Raw genomic sequence first — 20,081 nt, 5'->3', positions numbered from 1 at the left:
GGGTTAGCGTGTTCAGGTGGTCGCTATTGGGAACTGGTTCATATATTTCAGTTGCAATCGGTCAAATTTTAGCTAACTTTCTTTTGGACAAACAGTGACAACTGCCCAGGAGAAATATTTCCGCGTCCAAATCGATGGTAGTAAAGATGACAGCCACTACACAGGCAAGCCAAGTTCTCCAGCCGATTGTCACTAGGGTCACAATTCCAGTGATGTACCTGAAGTGTATGAGCTTTGCGCTGGGATTTTGTCCAATCAGGTGGTTTTTCCCCAGGACGTAAGCAGACCTTACCACATTTAGTACAACGCCAATCGCAGTCAGCTTTTAGCGCTGTTGCAATTTCTTTCCAATTATCTGGATATACACCCTGACTCATGACGATGTATTTTTGCAATCTATGTGACTTCTCAATCAACAAAGCTTATCTTAAAATCGACTAAGTTAAAAGCAGGCGTTGCTACAAGAATTTTTCGCCAATTCAGAAGTTAGCTGATAAAAATTATGCAAAAAATTCATATTTATGCACAGCAGGGAGATATTGCAGGAGTCGCACGTAAAATAGCCAATGGGGTTGATATTGAGCGCGTAGACGAGTATTCCCAGCAAACACCATTAATGTGTGCGGTTAGTAGCCCCAATGCAGGTGTTGATATGATTCGCTTCCTCTTGGAACATGGCGCTAATGTGAATGCTGTTCAACAACAATCTCAAAATACCGTACTTGGGTTGGCTGTGCAGTCAGGAAATCTAGATAAAATCCAACTGATTCTGGATGCTGGAGCAGATATTAACTATCAAAGCCTAGACGGATATGATGTCTTAATCAATGCCATGCATGGTCGAGATATTTTGCAAGATCAAAACTTAATATCAACTTTGAATTTACTCATCTCTAGAGGTGCTGCTGTCAATGGCATGAGTAGCTATGGTGAGTCTGCAATCAAAGTAGCTGCTCAAGTTGGGAGATTTGATGCTGTCAAATTATTATTGAATGCGGGTGCTAACCCAGAGCAACTGGGATGGACAGAATTAATGCACGCTATAGTTTTTGGGAGCTTAGAGCAAGTATTGTTATTGCTAGAGCAAGGAGCAGATCAAGATGTGCGTGATTGTTGGCATAGAACCCCTTGGTTATTGAGTATTCAGGTGGGTGAACTACCTAAAGCCAAATTACTCCTAGCTGCAAGAGTAAATCACAACGATGTCGGAAACTGCGGAAAAACACCGTTAATGTACGCGATAGAAAATAATAGGCTCGAAGTCCTACAGTGGCTAATTGCAGAGGGATTTGATATTGAAGCCACTGATGACTTTAGTAACACTGCGTTAATAATCGCAGCAGAGCATGGTGCTACTGATTGCGTCAAAATTTTACTAGAAGCTGGCGCAAACCCTAGCAGAATCAATAATTGCGATGACAAAGCCATCAAGATAGCTACAAACAAGGAAATTGTTAGAATGTTAATTGCAGTTGGCGAAGATGTGAACGATATTAACGATGATATGCGGCGATCGCTGACCGGCATTGCTAACAGCAAATTCTCATTATCACAATTATCGCCAAAACAATATTTTGCTGGCAAACATCCGCGCTTTGGTAAAGCTAATCCAGAATTGATGAAAATCCCCTTTTGGCAGGCGATGATTTGTGAGGGTTGTTCTGCTTATACAGCCAAAAATCTTTTTAATGATAAAGAGAATTGGCAAGATAAAGCATGGTGCTATGATCGATTTGGTAGAACAATTACAGAATTACCAGATGGCAGAATTGTCGAAATTGCTGGTGAGCATGAAGACTACTACGATCCTGATTTTTGTATATATAACGATGTTGTAGTTTATCAAGGTGATGGTAATTTTCAGATTTTCGGTTATCCCAAAGATATTTTCCCGCCAACTGATTTTCATTCAGCTACATTAGTTGGAAAATACATATATATTATTGGTAATTTAGGATATGCCGATGCAAGAATCTATAATGAAACTTCAGTTTATAGATTAGATTGGTATACTTTTAAAATAGAAAAATTAGAAACAACTGGTAATAAACCAGGATGGATTAGTCATCACAAAGCTTACTACAAAGAACAAGATAAAATTTATATTACTGGCGGTAAATTGTGTGTAATGGGTAATGAAAAATTAGAAGATTATATAGAGAACTCGGATGATTACGTCTTAGATTTAGTCAACTTAACTTGGAGTCGCGCTACTATTTAAATATAAATTCTATCTCTGACTACTGGAGTTCATTTAATTTGGTGATATAAAGGTCTTCGGAGAAGGAATTATTATTGCCTGAAACCTTCCAGATGTGGGGTAGGTGCTTGCTATCATCTAAGACTTTCACACTTTCCTACATCCTCAACGCTTTTAAAGTCCCAATTGATTAGCTCTTTGTTCACTAGCTCGATTAACTCGCTGCCACAGTTCACGGTCTTCTCGATAAATAGCCAATGCTGCAATCGCATCTTTTGCATCGATGTCTTTTCCTTGAGCCACTAATGAAATCAGGAAATCTATTGCTTTATCTTGTCGCAACATCCCAATTGCTAGTAACAATGTGCGGCGAAGTTCTACATTCCTTGTTTGCCCCCAGCAATTTCTGAGAAGATCAAATGCTTCCTGTAATCGTGATTCACCCAATGTCAATGCTGCTAACTCACAGATTTGCTCCTTTGGGCCAAAAAGAAAACTAGCAACTATTGCAAGTGAATCAGTTGGAGCTAGTAGTCTGCCAACCCAAAAATGTTAGGTGGAAGCAGGCTCTTGAGCAGGGGTGCAGGGGTGCAGAGGAGAGTTCAATGTGCCTTGTTCTTTCCCCTCTGCCCCTCTGCTCCTCCGCCCCTCTGCCCTTGGAGCTAACCACCTTTGCATTGTTTCCTTGGCGTACTACTAGTTGTAACAAAGCACTGAAGCACTCCGAAATCACCTGTGGTGCTTGATCGCCGATGCGGGTTTTTAAACGAAGTAAAGGTACACCTTGGGGATTTCCTGTATAGGCGATCGCTTTTGCAGCAGCAACTCTTGCTTCTGGTTTGGGGTCAGCTAGTAAATCGGCTAATTCATTCATTACATCTGAGTAGTTCATTCTCACCAGACCTAAAGCACATATACCCCGAAGATGGGCAGCAGTGTCTTCAACTCCTCCCCATACTGGCTCCATCTGAACATGTCGAATCCCTTGCAGAAAAAGGTTTTCATCGCTGTATTCTAAGTGATACAGTGTTTGTGCTATCTCTTTCTTGGCAAGACAATTTTGGTCTACTTGTGCAGGTTTGACCATCATTCGAGCAAAAGCTTCTACAAGATCAGCAACCAATTCAGTGATAGTAGATTCGCCGACTATCTTGGCTGCTTGGGCAACAGCTATAGAATATTTACTCTTGAGGACTTGGCGTAAAATTATGATCCCTTCTTCACTTGTCGGATGCCGTCGAATTCGGGCAAGAATAGATAAAGTTTCTTCTAGTTTTTGTGATTTCGGCATATACTATCCTACAACTAGGCGCTCTGTTTTGGAGTTAAAGCATTTACCATAAAAGTAGGGAATTAGAATTTGTCAAAGCGCATTTCTCACTTTTTAACTACGAATTATTAATAAATATTACTGCCTCAAATAACCACAAAGCTTTTGATGGTTCGTTTGTACTATAATACCATTAACCATTTCATTTTTTAATAAAGTTTGGGGGTTTAACTTCCCTGCTTCTATCGAGCAGCTCGTTTTGATACTTAAGCTAAATTCCCGTTACTTTCACATAATTGCAAATTGTTTTAATGTCATTGGGAATGGATGATTCAATGAGAGGGCAAACGCTTAGGTTTTAGCTGATAAACTAATGGATTATTCAATTGCGATTACAACTCTCAAACATTCAGATCCGATCTTGGCAAGGCTAATAGAAATTATTGGAGATTGTAAACTCTATCAAGTACAACAAACTGGAGACTTGCTCTTTTCTCTATCTCGGTCAATTCTTTACCAGCAAATTTCCGGCAAGGCTGCTGGGAGCATTCATAGCAAATTTTTGCAACTTTATCCCCATAGCCCTTTCCCTACAGCTTTAGATATCCTCAACACCCCAGATGACGTTTTGCGAGGAGCAGGTATTTCACGCCCCAAAGTTTTGTATTTGAAAGACCTTGCCCAAAAAGTTTTAGATGGATTGCCTACGCTAGATCAATTGCAGGCAATGGAAGATGAATCAATTATCGAAGCTTTAACACCAATAAAAGGCGTTGGGCGTTGGACGGTGCAGATGCTGCTTATGTTTCGTTTACATCGGCTTGATGTTCTACCTGTTGATGACTTAGGTATTCGTGCAGGGATTCGCAGAGTTTATAGTTTAGCAGAGCTTCCTAATAAAAAGACTGTAGAAGATTTAGGACAAATGTGGAAACCCTATCGTTCTATTGCCTGTTGGTATCTGTGGCAAGGTTTAGAGATAAAAGATAACTAAGCAATAGCAACAATAATCCACTATTCCACAGATTTCCTCGCTCAACGTCCCTACTAAGCATAAAATTAAATTGTCAAGGATTAATCATTATGGGGTTGTACTCGCGAGTTATCTTTCCACGTCTTCTCGACTGGAGTTTGTCACTTCCGAACTTAGCTAAATATCGTCAGGAATTGTTAGCTGATATAACAGGAGAAGTTCTGGAAATTGGTTTTGGAACTGGATTAAATTTGCCTTACTATCCTTGTAGTATTCATAAAATCACTACAGTTGACGTGAATCCTGGAATGAATGCTTTGGCAAACAAGCGGATTAGTGACTCTGATATCATAGTTGAACAACTCCTGCTATCAAGTGAAAATCTCCCGATGCCAGACAATACATTTGATAGTGTGGTCAGCACTTGGACTTTGTGCAGTATTGCAAATGTACGGCAAGCACTCCAAGAAGTTTATCGAGTACTAAAACCGGGCGGTAGATTCTTTTTTGTGGAACATGGGTTGAGTGATAAACCTAGCATACAGGTTTGGCAGCATCGCCTCACACCAATTCAAAAAGTCGTAGCCGATGGATGTCACCTGAATCGAGATATTCAAAAATTGGTAGAACAGCATTTTGACCATGTAGAGCTAAAGCAGTTCACACCTGAAAATTTTTCAGATTTGATAGCTCATCTCTACTTTGGATGTGCAACTAAGAAAGCATTGTAATTTTTGGCGGTAAGGCAATATCTAATAATTAGTTATGAAAGCCATTAATGCAATCCTATAATTTCTGCGACTTCGCGCCAGATTTGCCCCTAACACACTACTCATCACTCCAATAGCTCACATCAGCAAGACTTTCAGCAATAAGAGGGAGAATCGATCGGGGAGACGATGGACAACGCCCCCTAAGAGCGATTGCTACTTTAACGAGGCTACGATGCAGGAGCGCTGCTCTAGTTGTAGCCCCGTAAGATTAAAATGACTAGATAAATAAATTGCGAACTTTCAGATGGGGGCAAATCTAATCAAGTCACTGTATCTGTTATGAGAAAAATTTCCGTTTTGAAGGTTGGAATTATTGCTGCCACAAGCTTTTTCTTGGGCGCATGCGCCCAAGGTGCCGATAGTAAAGACCAAAACCAATTTGAGCAAATCGTCAGCGAAGCGATTCGCCCCATTATGGAGGAGAACAATGTTCCGGGGATGGCTGTGGCGGTCACGGTTCAGGGAAAGCAATATTTCTTTAATTACGGTGTCGCCTCGAAGGAGAGCGGACAAAAAGTCACCCAGGATACGATTTTCGAGATCGGCTCTGTCAGCAAAACATTCACAGCAACCCTCGCGTCCTACGCGCAAGTGAGTGGAACTCTGTCTTTGTTAGATAACGCAAGCAAATATCTGCCTGCACTCGCCGACAGCAGTTTCAACAAAATCAGCCTTCTCAATCTTGGTACCTATACGGCGGGCGGTCTACCCCTACAGTTCCCGGATGATGTCAATAATCAACAGGAGATGATTGCCTATTATAAAGGCTGGCGACCGAGCTATGCGGCTGGTACCCATCGGCTTTATTCAAACCCGAGCATCGGCTTGCTTGGCTATCTGACCGCCAGAAGCATGGGCAAGCCTTTCGATGAGCTAATGGAAAAGAAGCTTTTCCCGAAGCTTGGCTTGACGCGTACTTACCTTAAAGTTCCGCAAAACCAGATGAGTAAATACGCTTATGGCTACTCGAAAGATAACAAGCCGATCCGAGTCAGTCCTGGCGTTTTAGATTCGCAAGCCTATGGCGTGAAGACAACTGCTTCCGACATGATCCAGTTCGTTGAGGCAAACATGAACGGCACGGACTTGGACGAAACTCTCCAACGCGCGATTGCCGGAACGCACACCGGATACTTCAAGGTCGGCGACATGATGCAGGGACTGGGATGGGAGATGTATACCTATCCAATAAATCTCGACCGACTGCTTGCGGGGAACTCGTCGCAAGTGAGCCTTAAGGTCAACGTGGTGACTAGACTTGCTCTGCCTGTATCACCGCAGCAGAATGTGTTGATCAACAAAACCGGTTCGACGAATGGGTTCGGTGCCTATGTTGCCTTTGTTCCCGTCAAGGGCATCGGTATCGTGATGATGGCGAACAAGAACTATCCCATCCCGGCTCGCGTGAAGGCCGCCTACCAGATATTGATGGCGCTCGAGAGCAAGCTCAGATTGACGAGCGCTCGTTGAGGAAGCTCCTCTTTAAATTTTAAGATGATGATATACAGCGCTTTCGGCTGTTATGCAATATAGTTTTCTCCTTGCCCCTCTCCTATCATTGCTTCCAGCTTTTAGGATGTACCTCATAGCTGCCGTAAGTGCTGTATCTAACTGTTGTCTTACTATTTTGAAATTGAAACTGATCGGAGTACATTGCTCAGTTTAATAGTTCTTTACCTGCTCGTCTAGAAAACACCATAACCACTCTTCTCCTAACTCAGCCGAGCTAATCACTGAATGTCCAGTTTCCTCATAATGCCGTCGGGCATGTTGATGAAGGGAAGAATCACAGCACAGCATCTTTCCGCAACTTTGACAAATACGGAGATGCACCCAGCGACTGTTGATTTGGATACACTCTTCACAACGGAATACTGGATAGTTTGCTTTAGAAATCAGAGTTTCCGCAGTCAGATTGTCTAAATGTTCGCAACTCATAGGAATTTGAATGACACGTTAATCAGAGTATAGATTGGTGTGGGGTAACACAGCTAAATTTCTTAGTTTTGCACTTCTGTGGCTTTGCACAAGGTTTACTACGGGAGACCAATAGCAATCTAATAGCCAGCATCAGCAGCAGCCCTCTCGATATTCCTCAGTGCGGTGGATTAGGTGATTGGCTACGGGATTGGAGAAGAGAAGTAAAATTATTGCAATTGTCTAATAGGGTGGTCGCCGAGATATATGCAAACTGGGACAGTTGTAAATAAACATTGCAGAAAAGCTCTTTTTGATTTACTAACTTGACCAAAAATGATAAATGACAAATAAAATTTTGGTTAATTTATACCTAGTTTAATATTTTTCCCAATTCCAATTTATTGCTGGCATTCAATCAATTAATTAGTACAATGAATCAATTCAAACCCTGTTATGCTTCTGGATAATTTGACTTATTTACTACTTGCTTACTCCCGAAAGTGACAGAAGAGGGGTACAGCCATTTGCGAAATAATTGCGTTAGGCGCGGCATAATCACATAGGTGAGCAGAGCGACACCGAGTCCTGTGCTAATCAGTTGATTGAGCAATACAGGTAGCCCAGACAGCAACGGTACTAGCAAACGATTGAGCTGAGGAAGGGTGAAGAATACTCCTAGCCAGCTCACTAATACCATTTTGTAGCGGGGTGGTGGAGACATCATAGGTTTGTTTGAGAGAGTAAACCAGGTTTCCAATCCGGTCAGGGTTTGAATATCTTCTGGCTTTTCAATCAAGGGTTGCAATCGCTCAATCCATTCCCGCCGAATATCTGATTCTAGCCAGGTCTTGAGATTGTCGTAGCAATCGAACTTGAGAATGACCACGTACTCAGGATGGGCGTGATCCTGGGGTCGAATAGTGCTGACACCTAGATGTCCCTTGAATTTTCGTGCATCTGCGGCAATGCCATGAAACCATGCTTCGTAACCTTGCTTACGCCCCGGTTTCACTACATGAGAGATCACAGCAGTGACTGGACAGCTTTCTTCACTGATATTAATTGGTAACGGTTCATTGAACATAGAATTTAACGTTCCGGGTAAAATTTGATAGTTAAAAAAGAAAACGGCTCTTAGGGAGACCGCTTTCACTCCTATACCAGCCGTCATAACCCAGATCCACGCTACACAACGAATCAACTCGAAGCACGGCTGGTATCTTTTTTCAAGGCTTGTGCCTTACCGTGCCTGTACAGACCCAGACCCGAATCGCACGCTTGTAAAGCTGAAACCTTGTCAGGGCTATCTTGTTGGGGGTAGGGTTGCAGGTTCGTTTTTAAGACAGTTAAATTTTAGTTGCGTCAAGGAGTTCAACATCTTCTTAATTCCCCACACCCCAATACCTGCAACCCCACACCCTTTCATCCAGCTATATCATGGCTTTGCGCTTAACAAGCGTGCCATTCGACCCAGACCCTAAAACTGAAACGTCGTCCGAATCGTGCCAACAAAAATTGTGTCATTATTGCTGTTGTGATCAGGGTTGATAATAGCAATCATACCAGGGGTAATTGAGACATTATCGTTGACTTGAAATCGATATAAGGCTTCAAAATGCAATGAGGTGTTGCGATCTACTACCCCAAACTCATTGCTGCTCACTTTGGGGGGTTGTCCAAAGACAAAGCCCAATAGGTTGCCTTCTTTGCCCAAGTCTGAGAATCCAAAATTGACAGCATAGTAAAAAATTTCAGCGCTGGGATCATTGGGGATATCTTGCGCCGATGCCTGGAGATATCCTACCCATCCCCCTAATCTCAAGGCAGGGTTGATGAGCCAGGAAGCTGCAAGACTATAGCTATTCCCAACAATGTTGTTACTGACTCCATTGAAGGGGTCATTAGTAATGGTACTACTTGTACTGATATCAATTGAATTCAAAGAACGGGCATAGGTTAAGCCAAGACTCAAGGCTTTCGTGGGTTGGAACGTCAGTTGTGCTAGGGCAGAGTAGGAACCATCAAACAATCCAGATCTCGCAGTAGGGTTGTAAGCTTCACTAGCAAGATAAACCATTGCCAAATTGATGGCTGAGTTAAAGTTATAACTGATACCAATGCCTGTCCCACCTGTTTCTTCACGGTAGATGGGGCTGCGAATCCCAAATGCGGAGATAGAACCTCTGCCATCACTTCCCAATAGAGGGTTAATGGTATCGACCACATCAAACAAGGTACCCTGGGCGATCGCAGTCACCTTAACAGCAGATCCGATGGGAAATTGATAATAGAGTTGATTTAAAATTAACTGATTGTCTGTATTACTATCAAAACTTAGGCGAGCCATATTTGTTCCTGTAGCTTCCCTAAAGTTAGGAATATTGCCAGCCTGAAATCGAATTCTCAGTAAATCTTGCCCCGTAAAACTGGTGTTAAAGATCAACCGCACGCGATCACTAAAAATAATATTGTTACCGACTTTACCTCTGAAGCCAGTTGTTTCTCCTGATGGTACAGCTTTATCATCGCCAAATGCACCACTTACAACAAAAACTGCTTCTCCAGTAAATTTTGTTGTCGTCGAGAATTGCTGAGAATCGAATTGATCCGTGCGCGCTTCTAAGGAATCTACCTGTCCACGTAATATTGAGAGTTCTGGTGCAAATTCCTTTTGAAGTCTTTGCAAAGTTTGTAAATCTTGCTTCTTAATCAAATCTGGTGCCGTACTTGCTTGTAGCTGATTGAGCCGATCAACACAAGCATTCAACCCGACAGCAAACTCATAGCGAGTAATTAAGCGATTGCCTTGAAATGTTTGATTAGGATAACCAACAATGCAGCCGTAGCGATCAACGAAGGCTTGTAATGCTTGAAATGCCCAATCTGTATGCTGCACATCAGTAAGCTGATTCACAGATGTGACTTGATTGTGCAACGTCTCCTGGGCAGTAACAGACTCAGAAAGGTATTGTTGAGTGAAGTATACTTCAAAGATCAGACATGACCAGAGAATCGACTGAAAAAAAAGTTTCATTAAGAACAACCACCCTAAAAACACCAGATTTTTCAGCAATTTTCGGCAGCACACTTTGAATTGAAGAAGGCAGTTCTTGCTGGAGGCAGATAGCGCAGCGTAAAGCCTACGGCATAGCTACGCTTAGAGCGAGTCCGCAAGCGTCGGGCAGAAGGAACAAGTTAGAAAGGGATTCAGCGCAAAGTGCGGTCTTGGGGTCTCCCCAAGAGGAGCAACTTTGTAAGAGAGACCCCTCCTGACTCTTTGCCACTGAAACGAAGTTCAGTGGGGGTTTTGAATCCTTGCTCCATGATTGTCACAAGCTTCAGCGCAGGAGTCAGAATTCCCAACTGAGCCTCCTGCCTCCTGCCCTCTGCCTTTCTTGATAAAACGGAAATTAACGAATGGAATCAAGAAGGTTGGGCATGAGGTGAAATGACTAGCGAAAGAAATCCAGCCGCTTGGAAATGGCGGAGTGACTGTATTCGAGGCTTCTCTCCACTGGGGCTAAATTGTGTGTGCAAGGTTACTGCTGTGCAAGTACAAAGAACGATTGAGTGTAGTGCAAGCTTCGTACTAAGACAAATACTCACACTACAACTCCTCAAAATACTTGTACTCTAATCATCAGACAAGGCAGGCACTTTCTTATTACTTGGAGGCGCACCATGTACCATTGTGTAGGCGTACTCAACGCCCACTCCATAGGTTCCAGAGTGTTCCTTAACCAGATCCATTACGGCATCGTAGGTTTCCTTACGCGCCCAATCACGTTGATATTCCAACAACACTTGCTGCCATGTCACAGGTACACCTCCAGCTTGGACAATGCGTTGAATGGCAGCATCGTGAGCAACTTGACTAGTACCACCGGACGCATCCACAACTGCATATACTTCATAACCCGCTTCTATGGCTTGAATTGCCGGGAACACTAAACATACTTCTGTCCACAATGCAGCTATTACCAGCTTCTTGCGACCGATGCGCTCGACTTGCTCTACAAATTTGGCCTCTTCCCAGGAGTTCATGCTGGTGCGTTCAATTGGCGTTTGGTTAGGGAAGATTTCTAGCAGTTGGGGCCACATATAGCCGCTAAAACCTTTGGTCTCAACAGTAGTCAGGATAGTTGGTACATTGAAAATCTTTGCTGCTTTTGCCAAGCCGACGGTATTATTAATCAACGTCTGACCATCGATATTCACCACGCCAAAGGTCATTTGTGGCTGATGATCAATAAAGATGACAGTGGAGTTTTCCGGAGTCAATAAGCTATGAACAGTCATGGAAATAATCCTTTAAATGATTGATGAATTATTGTGTCGTCAACTTGCATCAAAATGAAGAATGTGAATCGGAAATTGAATCCGCTTCTTTTGAGTTTGATGTTATTGCATTGCTTCTACAACCTCGTTTGTGGACAGAACAGCATTGGCAAGATATCCAAAGTTGATCAGTGCAGCCTTGTAGCCGTCGCCCAGTTCTGGATGTTGAGGGGCAGCCGTTGCATCTTTGATAACGGCGACCTCGAATCCTTGCTCGATTAAATCACGCAAGTGAGCTTCAACACAAATATTTGCTAACATTCCCAGCAGAATAATTTTGTTGATATTGCGCTTACGCAGTTGCAAAACGAGGTCATTGCTCTGTGGCCCATAGGCTTTGTGGGGACTAACCACGATTGTCTTGTCATCCTCAATGAAGGGCTTGTAGCGATCAAGCCAGTCAGCACCCGACCCCAAAAAACCGTCGAGGCTCAACGCACCCTTACGATCAAACTCCTTAGATTTAAGCATCATTTGCTCTACAGTTCCCGCAAATTTCCAGGCGTAGTCGGTGGGGTAGTAATAGTGAGGGGAGATGAAAACCTCAAATTCATTCTGTTTAGCGGCTTTGAAGATTCGTTCGATATTCTCGATGGTGTTATTGTCTTTGACACTAGTACTTACCAAATCCCAGGAAACTCCTGTTTCGCTCAAGACATCGTTTTGCGGATCAATAACTACTATTGCGGTGTCATTTTTGTTAATGTTCATAGTTTTTCTCCTTACCTTTGGCTATTAGGAATCGGGCGATTGAGACACCAATTCCTTTAAATCCCCCTGTCACGACTGCAATTTTTCTGTCTAGTTTTTTCATGATCATCTGTATGATTGTTACCAATTGTCCCTAGCTAAAACTCGTTGTTTTGCCATTCGTCCTGGTAGTTTTATGGTGAGTCCTCGTGCCTCGTGTTGTCATTGCCGAATGGCACGCTTGTTAACCACAAACCCTTGATATAACTGGATGAAAGGGTGTGGGGTTGCAGGTATTGGGGAATCAAGAAAATGTTCAACTCCTTGACGCAACTGAAGTTTAATTGTCTTAAACACGAACCTGCAACTCTACCCCCAACAAGATAGCCAAGCGCGAGGTTTCACGTTTTCAAGCGTGACATTCTTCTCATTGCCTAGGAGGAGGAGGAATAATCTCGATGCCGTACTTAGGTGAAGCGGTGAGAATTTTATCTAAGTCTTCAGGACTCAATGGTGGGGCAGATGCAATTTGACCATTCACCGCCTTTCCAACTTCGGCAATAAATTTCTCAAATCCAGCAGGTGTTACCCAAACTAACAGTTTGGCAGGTACAGAGGTCGTATTAGTAAATCGATGAAGCTGACCTTTGGGCGAATGGAGGAAGGTTCCAGCCGTTGCAACAAGGGTGCGATCGTCAAGCTGGAATTCAATCTCTCCATCTTGAACATAAAATGGTTCATTTTCTCGGCTGTGCCGATGGGGAGGCGTACCGAACCCTCTTTCATGGAGACGTGTGGTTAGTGTGTCCAATTGTTGTCAAGCCAATGGCTAAAACTTGCACTGATTAGGCAGATATGGGTTGCAGTCGTGACGTGAGAAATTGACGGATGTAGTTTGCGATCGCATCGCCATCTTCCTCCAGTGCAAAATGTCCAGTATTAAGTAAATGGAACTCAACATCTTTTAGGTCACGCTGGTAGGCATAAGCACCTTCAGCAGGGAAAATGTCGTCGTTCTTACCCCAAACAATTAGGGTGGGAGGTTGATGTTTGCGGAAATACTCCTGCCATTGTGGATAGAGTTGTGGATTAGTTCTATAGTCATAAAACAGCGCCATTTGAATCTCAGCATTTCCAGGGCGATCAAGGAAGAGTTGATCCATGTTCCAGGTGTCAGGGCTAATCGCTTCAGGATTGCGAGCGCCGTTGGTGTATTGCCACTTCGTTCCTTCCAGTCCGAGAAAGTCTCTCAGCTTTTGAGCATTAAGAGAAGAAGGATCTTGCCAGTATGTCTTCATGGGTTCGGTAAACTCCCGAAGCCCCTCTTCGTAGGCATTCCCGTTTTGCACAATCAGGGCTTGCACTCGCTCTGGGTATTTAGTAGCTATTCGATAGCCAACAGGCGCACCATAATCCATCACGTAAAGACTGTATTTTTTGAGGTCGAGCGCAGTAATAAATTTCTCTACAATCTGGGACAGGCGATCGAATGTGTAGTCAAACTCATTCACAGTTGGCATTGAACTGTTACCAAAACCGGGATAATCGGGAGCAACAAGATGGAAGCGATCAGCAAGCGCAGGTATCAGATTACGAAACATGTGAGATGAGGTCGGAAAGCCGTGCAACAGCAAAATAGTTGGATTATTGGGGGAGCCAGCTTCTCGATAAAAGATATCTAAACCATCGATAGAAACTGTGCGAAATGCAGTCATAATGTTACTCCTTGAAAGTTTATTGACCATTAAGTTTGGCAGCGCCGAAAGTAGCATTGAACGCACAACACCAAATAGCAACAGACTGATAATTTGCTAAATCTAGCCAGGATGGGATGAGATAACGTTGCTTTCCAGTAAAGCTTTGTAAGCGGTCAAGCAAGAAAATTTCTTGCTCTTTAATTGGAAAATCTGGGGGAGTGGTTGAACCAATAACGTCTTCAAGGCGATGAAGAACTACTCGTAAGTCAGGGCCAAGATGGGAAGTTTTGAAGTCTTGTTGCAACTCAACGAATCGTTGCTCGGACTCTACTACAATCTGAACTGTTCCTTCGGTAGGATGTTCGCCAGAAATAAAAGTGCCAGATAAGTTCATAGTTGAAAATTCTCCAATTATCTCGTAGTACTTAAAATCAACGTTTTTCCGGTCGCCAGTAAACCTTTTTACTGATTTCCCACAATTCAAACTGGAAGTTTTACGGTGAGTCATCGTGTTGTCATTTCTCAGGAGGCGGAGGAATAATCTCGATGCCGTATTTAGGTGCAGTGGTGAGGATTTTATCTAAGTCTTCAGAACTCAATGGTGGGGCAGATGTAATTTGACCATTCACCGCCTTTCCCACTTCCGCAATAAATTTCTCAAATCCAGCAGGTGTCACCCAAACCAACATTTTGGCCGGTACAGAGGTAGTGTTGGTAAATTGATGAAGCTGACCTTTGGGCGAATAAAGGAAGGTTCCAGCCGTTGCAACAAGGATGCGATCGTCAAGCTGAAATTCAATTTCTCCCTCTTGCACATAGAACGATTCATTTTCTCGGCTGTGTCGATGGGGAGGAGTACCGCCACCAGGTGCAACGATTACCTCACAAAGCGCGTAAGCTTCACTTGTCTCTTCACCAATTGCTTTGAAGGTATAAAGGTCTTGGCCAAAGTAGTAAGAATGACCCCCACCTGATTGAACGAAAAGTCCGTTTTGGTTGATTGTCATTGTCCTCTCCAACTAAACAAGTTGTTTATTCGTAAATCAGTGTTAGTGATGGTGTACAGTTCTGTTGCAATCTCGATCGCGCACTGAATTTAGATGAAGATACACTACCGCAGGAAATAGTTGTTTATTAGACTGCTTTGAAAATCTACGAGGCGCGGATTGCTAATTTAACGATCGCTCAACATCTTTGAGCCACTACCAGCCATTGGACGACTGCGACGCAAGTCTCGCCAGATTTGGGTAGCTGCTAATGCCCCATCTGCGGCGGCAACTACAACTTGATTCAGTCCGACTTTGAGATCCCCAATCGCAAAAATACGGGGATGAGAAGTCCGCGCCATCTTATCGGTGACTAAGTTTTCGCCTTGTTTTTCCAAATCAAACTTTTCCAGATAATCGGCGTGATACTTTGACCCCATTGAGATCAGACCAGCTTCTAGCGCAATTACCGTGCCATCTTCCAGTTCCACTCCATTCATCTGATGGTCTTCGCCCAGAAATTGTTGAATCGACGTTTCGATTATTTGATAACCATTCTCTTGCAATTTCTGGCGTAACTCATCGCCAACTTCAAACATTCCTTGCGTAAATAGGGTGATGTGAGGTGTAAACCAACCTAGAGAAAAAACAACCTCCGCGTTGCTGGCAGTACTGGCAAACACGCCTACTTTTTTGTCTGCCATTTCGTAGCCGTCACAGATTAAACAAACGTGCAGGTTGTACCCGGCATAGTCAAACACGTTTCGCATATTATCCAAATTAGGCAAGTAATCAATAATGCCACTGGCAGCAATCAGATATCTGGCATGAAACGTTTGATGGAAGCTGTCTTGCCGGTTAATTTTGACTTTTACGGCAAAGGCTTCTCCCTCATCCACAATCTCTTCCACAAAGGCATCGAGCATATCGCCACCTAGAGTAAGGTAGTGCTCTTTGCCTTGCCTCAGGAGCGATCGCCCCGGTGTATCTGGCGGTAATCCAAGATAGTTGTGCAGTTCCTGCATCCAGAAAGAGCGGGCTTTGCCTTTATCGATAATTAAACTGGAAAGAAGATAGCGTTGCAGATAAATTCCGGCAGACAAACCACCTGCTCCACCACCAACCACGATCGCGTCGTAAATATAATCAATACGTTCTGAGAGATTTTGCTTTGTTAGTTTCATGGCATTTTTCTCATAGATGAAAATGTTGCTTCCCCAGTCCCCAATCCCTATTTTCAAGACAGGTCTATTGGAGTGCTTGATTAATTAAAGGTGCAATGATCGCGATATTTTTGACCAACTCATCAGAGAGAGAGAACCGATGTTTTAAGTAATCAGGATCTTTGCCTGAAGGATAACTTCTAAGCGATCGATGGTTTCAGTTACTGAATATGGGCTGGGCTGATTGATGATGCCGTTATTTGCATTCATGGCAGCGAACTCCTCAACGATTTTGGTGATAGGTATTTTTAGGGCACTTCAAATCTGTGCCATACCGCCATCGACAAACAGCTCGATGCCGTTGGCAAAGCTGCTGTCGTCACAAGCGAGAAAGACAACGGCTTTGGCAATCTCATCCGGTGTGCCTACTCTACCTAGTGGGATAGTGATGGCTTGGCTATCCACGAATTCTTGTACCTGTTCATCACTCAGTCCCAAGTGATTGTAGCCAGGAGTAGGAACCACACCAGGACTAATGGCATTAACCCGGATCTTGCGCCCTTTGAGGTCGAGTATCCAATTACGGGCAAACGATCGCACAGCGGCTTTGGTTGCGCTGTAAACGCTAAAGGCTGGAGTGCCCACGGTAGAAGCCGTCGAGGCGTTCAGAATGATGGAAGCGCCCTCTGGCAACAAGGGTAGTGCCTTCTGCACAGTGAACAGCAGACCTTTAACGTTCGTGTTGAAGGTTTTGTCAAAGTGTTCTTCGGTGATTGCTCCGAGTGGGGCGATTTCTCCACCACCAGCATTCGCAAAGATTACATCCAAGTGACCTTGCTCTTGCTTGATCGCGGCGTAAAGCCGATCGAGGTCTGCCAGATTTGAGACATCGCCCTGAATGCCAGTAACGTTCTACCAATCTCGTTTACAGCAGCATCAAGTTCAGTCTGACGACGACCCGTGATAAAGACATAGGCACCTTTGGCGACAAATCGTTTAGCAGTGACAAGACCGATGCCGCTGGTGCCGCCAGTGACGAGTGCAAGCAACTTTTTCTGAGAGTTTTTGTGACATGGTGTTTTCCTGGTCGAGTTTACGGGAAACGTAAGGCATGGTAATTAACTCTTATACGTCAATCGGGCATTCTTGTGAGTGTTCATCCAAGTACGAAAGTGGAATGGATTATTGCGTTTAGATGGGCGCGATAACCTTCAAGAAACAGCGCTGATCAATTCCTCGCTTTTCGCCCAAAGCTGCTTGGCTTTGTTAGCGTCGAGCGCATACGATCTTACGCCGTCGGCAAACGGGTTGGGCGTGTCATCGATCGGCACGATCGCGCAATCTTCGAGATAATGTCCACCGATCTCGTCTTTATTCGCCACGACTGCTGCCCAGACAGATGTTGCGGCTGCCTGCGGAATTTCTTTCAACTCTTTCGGCGGCAGGCCCGCTTCGGTGCGCGCTGCGTCAACAGTCTGCAAAAGTCCCTGCAAGTCCTCCGGCGAGAAATGGCGGGGTAGATCCGTCAGACTGTTTCCGGGCATCACCGAAGCAGCCCGAATGCCGCGATCGCGATGCCGCCTGTCAAACTCCACAGCGAACAGTGAATTGGCGGTTTTCGATCGGCTATAAGCGACCCATGAATCGTACGCCTGCTGCTCGAAATTCGGATCGTCCAAGTCGATATCGGCACCGCGATGCGCGAGCGATGACAGGACTACCAGCCGTCCATTATCGACGAGCAGCGGCTCGATCTGATTGATCAGGGCGAAATGACCAAGATGGTTCGTCCCGAACTGGACTTCAAAGCCGTCGATCGTCCGACCGAACGGAGTTGCCATAACGCCAGCGTTAGCGATGATGGCATCGAACGGTTGACCGTCAGCCAACAGTTTATCTGCACAGGCGCGAACGCTTTGCAAGGATGCCAGATCAAGATTGATCAACTTCAGGGTGCCACCTCCTGGTGACGCGGCATCACGAATCGATGCAGTGGCTGGCTCAGCTTTAGCGAGGTTTCTGACCGCGCCGACGACACTAGCGCCGTGAGAGACTAGTGAGCGGGCGGTTTCAAGCCCAATGCCCGACGATGCACCCGTAATGAGAAATCGCTTTCCCTTGAGTTCAATGCCTGCAAGCACCTCGTTGGCGGTCGATTTTGCACCAAATTTTTCAATCATTTCTTTTCCTTTCATTAATTAGACTTGTCCGAAAACTCCAAAGCCAGACTGTTCAAAGCTTTGAGAGCAAGCTTTGATATCCTCGTGAAAACGTAATCATAAGGGTTTGAGACAGTTACTGATAGTTTAGAGCCATAAATAACGCTCCCCAATTATCGAAGTTAGCATTATTATTAAGAGTAATCAATTGGGTAAAACTAAACTACCAATTCTTAGCCGAACTAACCCACAAACTGTTAAAACAATTTGCTCATAAGTATCAAATTTTAAGCGGAATCTCTGTGAGGGTATACGAAATATTTTGAGTAAACGAATCAAATGCTCAATAAATATCCGATTACTAGATAAAACTTTGTTTTCATCTTTCTGCTGTTGAGTTAATTCTTGTTTCGGTTTTCTTTTGTGAAGGGTAGTAATATTCTCACCACCTTGATACGCTTTATCTCCGGAGAATGGCTGAGATTTACGGAACATTTTTATATCTGCTGTTGGCCCACGAGCGCCTACTTCTACCTCGACAATATCTTTAGCTTCTGGCAGCCCAATTACTTGACTTTTTAAAGTATGTTGTCTTTTCTTAAAAGAATTATATTCTTGTTGCTCTTTTTGGTCAGAAGGTCTATATATGGTTGTTCTAGGCTATCAACCAATAACCTGAAATTAGTTAACACTTCTTGAACAAATAGTAAATCACTTTCATTATTTGAGACTTGTTCTAATAAACTGGAGGGTAAGATATCTCGCAAGATTGGTATCCATTCGTGAAATGTATCATTAGCTTCCGTTTTGGAAACACCAAATAACATTCCTAATACTTGAAATGTTGGCATCTGTCTTAGATAAAACAAGCATAAACAGACTTGCTCGCTCGTTGACAACTTTGTAGGACGACCTCCTCCTGACGCATTGATTCTAGTTTTTTGATTCTCCTGTTCCTCTTTGATTTCTTTGTGTCGCTTTTGGGCGCATTGTAACAGTGTTTGGAGTCGCTCGTAACTAATTCCTAAAATTTGTTTTGTCCGGTGTGGATATTTCTCGATATAATCAAAAACCATAACTAATTCTGAAACATAGTAGACGCTCAATTTAACGTTTTAGCATTTTTCTTTTCCTAAATTAATATTTCGGACAAGTCTATTGCCTTATTTCTCCAATGAAAGACGAGCAGGTGTACTCCTGGATAGAATTAATGGAGATATTAATCCTGCCGTTCTATCTCTTCTGAGTGTTCTGAGTGTTCTGAGTTCTTGTGCTTGACTTCTTTCAGGTTCTTAACCTAATTCATTAGATTCTTCCTGTTAGTTAGCGTACCTGCTTAGGTGTCATGTCAGTGAGGCACTTAAACTGTTGCATCAAATGGCTTTGGCTAGAGAAACCGACTTGTAAAGCAATATCTGCGATCGCTAAATCCGTTTTCGACAGCATCGATTTCGCCTGTTCCACGCGCTGTCGAATCACGTACTGGTGGGGCTAAATTCCCATTACTTGTTTAAACAAACTCGTAAAGTAAGTTGGGCTAATGTTAACAACACTTGCCAGTTCAGCCAAGGATAAATCTCGGTCGAGGTGAGTATGAATATAGCCGATTACTTGCTGCAATTGAGTACGCGCTAGGCTTCTGCTCCTAAATTCAGTTGTTAGCATTTTTGTTGGCATCATGGTTCAAAAAGTAGGAGCGTTGTTCAACAAATAGTCAAAATCTAACCATCTAATTTTGATGACTTGCTGCGGTATGTTGAAAAATTTTGTGCCATAGAAAACTATCAGTAAATCGCAAAGTTTTCCCAAGGAGCGATCGCTAACTTTGACCTGCGTAGATTGGAGTAACAAAAGCTACCATTAATATAATTAAAATTTATATAAAATAGAAAGCGGTAAAAAAATGAAATTA

23 protein-coding genes and 1 pseudogene are annotated in these 20,081 nt (G+C 43.6%); 4 read left to right on the top strand and 20 right to left on the bottom strand.

Annotated features, from left to right (window positions below; genetic code table 11):
* Positions 1-68: 68 nt before the first annotated feature.
* Positions 69-377 (bottom strand): HNH endonuclease, encoded by a 309-nt coding sequence (locus H6G96_RS36195; protein ID WP_190918799.1) that lies wholly within the window; start codon positions 375-377, stop codon positions 69-71.
* A 125-nt stretch (positions 378-502) separates the two neighbouring features.
* On the opposite strand from H6G96_RS36195, the gene H6G96_RS36190 reads away from it, so the two are divergent.
* Positions 503-2,221 (top strand): ankyrin repeat domain-containing protein, encoded by a 1,719-nt coding sequence (locus H6G96_RS36190; protein WP_190918774.1) that lies wholly within the window; start codon positions 503-505, stop codon positions 2,219-2,221.
* Between the two features lie 153 nt (positions 2,222-2,374).
* On the opposite strand, the gene H6G96_RS36185 is transcribed toward H6G96_RS36190, so the two are convergent.
* Positions 2,375-2,653, bottom strand: coding sequence for a HEAT repeat domain-containing protein (locus H6G96_RS36185; protein WP_190918772.1), 279 nt, complete (start codon positions 2,651-2,653; stop codon positions 2,375-2,377).
* A 64-nt stretch (positions 2,654-2,717) separates the two neighbouring features.
* Positions 2,718-3,491: a hypothetical protein gene (locus tag H6G96_RS36180; protein ID WP_190918770.1), complete on the bottom strand. Its 774-nt coding sequence runs from the start codon at positions 3,489-3,491 to the stop codon at positions 2,718-2,720.
* A 352-nt stretch (positions 3,492-3,843) separates the two neighbouring features.
* Here H6G96_RS36180 and H6G96_RS36175 point away from each other — a divergent pair, with 352 nt between their 5' ends.
* The 3 genes from H6G96_RS36175 to ampC all read left to right on the top strand — a co-directional run bounded on the left by H6G96_RS36175 (position 3,844) and on the right by ampC (position 6,686).
* Positions 3,844-4,464 carry a DNA-3-methyladenine glycosylase gene (locus H6G96_RS36175; protein WP_190918768.1) on the top strand — a complete coding sequence of 207 codons (621 nt, stop codon included), beginning with the start codon at positions 3,844-3,846 and terminating at the stop codon, positions 4,462-4,464.
* 89 nt (positions 4,465-4,553) lie between these two features.
* Positions 4,554-5,174 carry a class I SAM-dependent methyltransferase gene (locus H6G96_RS36170; RefSeq protein ID WP_190918766.1) on the top strand — a complete coding sequence of 207 codons (621 nt, stop codon included), beginning with the start codon at positions 4,554-4,556 and terminating at the stop codon, positions 5,172-5,174.
* 321 nt (positions 5,175-5,495) lie between these two features.
* Positions 5,496-6,686 (top strand): class C beta-lactamase, encoded by a 1,191-nt coding sequence (gene ampC, locus H6G96_RS36165; protein ID WP_190918764.1) that lies wholly within the window; start codon positions 5,496-5,498, stop codon positions 6,684-6,686.
* A gap of 192 nt (positions 6,687-6,878) precedes the next feature.
* On the opposite strand, the gene H6G96_RS36160 is transcribed toward ampC, so the two are convergent.
* The 17 genes and pseudogenes from H6G96_RS36160 to H6G96_RS41930 form a co-directional block, all read right to left on the bottom strand.
* Positions 6,879-7,154 carry a UBP-type zinc finger domain-containing protein gene (locus H6G96_RS36160; RefSeq protein WP_190918762.1) on the bottom strand — a complete coding sequence of 92 codons (276 nt, stop codon included), beginning with the start codon at positions 7,152-7,154 and terminating at the stop codon, positions 6,879-6,881.
* Positions 7,155-7,587: 433 nt separating this feature from the next.
* On the bottom strand, positions 7,588-8,220 hold the full coding sequence (locus H6G96_RS36155) for an antibiotic biosynthesis monooxygenase (RefSeq protein ID WP_190918760.1): 633 nt from the start codon (positions 8,218-8,220) through the stop codon (positions 7,588-7,590).
* Between the two features lie 393 nt (positions 8,221-8,613).
* A complete protein-coding gene (locus H6G96_RS36150) occupies positions 8,614-10,170 on the bottom strand; it encodes an iron uptake porin (RefSeq protein ID WP_190918758.1) in 1,557 nt (518 codons plus the stop codon).
* A gap of 599 nt (positions 10,171-10,769) precedes the next feature.
* Positions 10,770-11,435: a hydrolase gene (locus H6G96_RS36145; RefSeq protein ID WP_190918756.1), complete on the bottom strand. Its 666-nt coding sequence runs from the start codon at positions 11,433-11,435 to the stop codon at positions 10,770-10,772.
* Positions 11,436-11,537: 102 nt separating this feature from the next.
* Positions 11,538-12,185, bottom strand: coding sequence for a cysteine hydrolase (locus H6G96_RS36140; RefSeq protein WP_190918754.1), 648 nt, complete (start codon positions 12,183-12,185; stop codon positions 11,538-11,540).
* A 201-nt stretch (positions 12,186-12,386) separates the two neighbouring features.
* A complete protein-coding gene (locus H6G96_RS42670) occupies positions 12,387-12,521 on the bottom strand; it encodes a hypothetical protein (RefSeq protein WP_277933057.1) in 135 nt (44 codons plus the stop codon).
* A 70-nt stretch (positions 12,522-12,591) separates the two neighbouring features.
* Positions 12,592-12,975, bottom strand: a complete 384-nt coding sequence (locus H6G96_RS36135; protein WP_190918752.1) for a cupin domain-containing protein — start codon at positions 12,973-12,975, stop codon at positions 12,592-12,594.
* A 34-nt stretch (positions 12,976-13,009) separates the two neighbouring features.
* A complete protein-coding gene (locus tag H6G96_RS36130; RefSeq protein ID WP_190918750.1) occupies positions 13,010-13,879 on the bottom strand; it encodes an alpha/beta hydrolase in 870 nt (289 codons plus the stop codon).
* Positions 13,880-13,898: 19 nt separating this feature from the next.
* Complete coding sequence (locus tag H6G96_RS36125) at positions 13,899-14,255, bottom strand: DM13 domain-containing protein (RefSeq protein ID WP_190918748.1); 357 nt, start codon at positions 14,253-14,255, stop codon at positions 13,899-13,901.
* Between the two features lie 121 nt (positions 14,256-14,376).
* Positions 14,377-14,868, bottom strand: a complete 492-nt coding sequence (locus tag H6G96_RS36120; RefSeq protein ID WP_190918746.1) for a cupin domain-containing protein — start codon at positions 14,866-14,868, stop codon at positions 14,377-14,379.
* A 167-nt stretch (positions 14,869-15,035) separates the two neighbouring features.
* Positions 15,036-16,031 carry an NAD(P)/FAD-dependent oxidoreductase gene (locus H6G96_RS36115; protein ID WP_190918744.1) on the bottom strand — a complete coding sequence of 332 codons (996 nt, stop codon included), beginning with the start codon at positions 16,029-16,031 and terminating at the stop codon, positions 15,036-15,038.
* Between the two features lie 297 nt (positions 16,032-16,328).
* A pseudogene (locus tag H6G96_RS36110) lies at positions 16,329-17,059 on the bottom strand (SDR family oxidoreductase).
* A gap of 162 nt (positions 17,060-17,221) precedes the next feature.
* Complete coding sequence (locus H6G96_RS36105; protein ID WP_242063563.1) at positions 17,222-18,205, bottom strand: SDR family NAD(P)-dependent oxidoreductase; 984 nt, start codon at positions 18,203-18,205, stop codon at positions 17,222-17,224.
* A gap of 168 nt (positions 18,206-18,373) precedes the next feature.
* A complete protein-coding gene (locus tag H6G96_RS41945) occupies positions 18,374-18,817 on the bottom strand; it encodes a transposase family protein (protein WP_347242322.1) in 444 nt (147 codons plus the stop codon).
* A complete protein-coding gene (locus H6G96_RS41940; protein WP_242063562.1) occupies positions 18,748-19,245 on the bottom strand; it encodes a transposase family protein in 498 nt (165 codons plus the stop codon). Before H6G96_RS41940 ends, H6G96_RS41945 begins: the two co-directional genes overlap by 70 nt.
* Before the next feature lie 247 nt (positions 19,246-19,492).
* Positions 19,493-19,648, bottom strand: a complete 156-nt coding sequence (locus H6G96_RS41935; protein ID WP_347242320.1) for a helix-turn-helix domain-containing protein — start codon at positions 19,646-19,648, stop codon at positions 19,493-19,495.
* 12 nt (positions 19,649-19,660) lie between these two features.
* Positions 19,661-19,834, bottom strand: a complete 174-nt coding sequence (locus tag H6G96_RS41930; protein ID WP_242063560.1) for an AraC family transcriptional regulator — start codon at positions 19,832-19,834, stop codon at positions 19,661-19,663.
* Positions 19,835-20,081 lie beyond the last annotated feature (247 nt).

The organism is Nostoc sp. FACHB-892 (assembly GCF_014698795.1).
Taxonomy (GTDB): domain Bacteria; phylum Cyanobacteriota; class Cyanobacteriia; order Cyanobacteriales; family Nostocaceae; genus Nostoc.
Note: the sequence above shows the minus strand (reverse complement) of the source record. Positions and strands in the feature narration are given on the sequence as shown.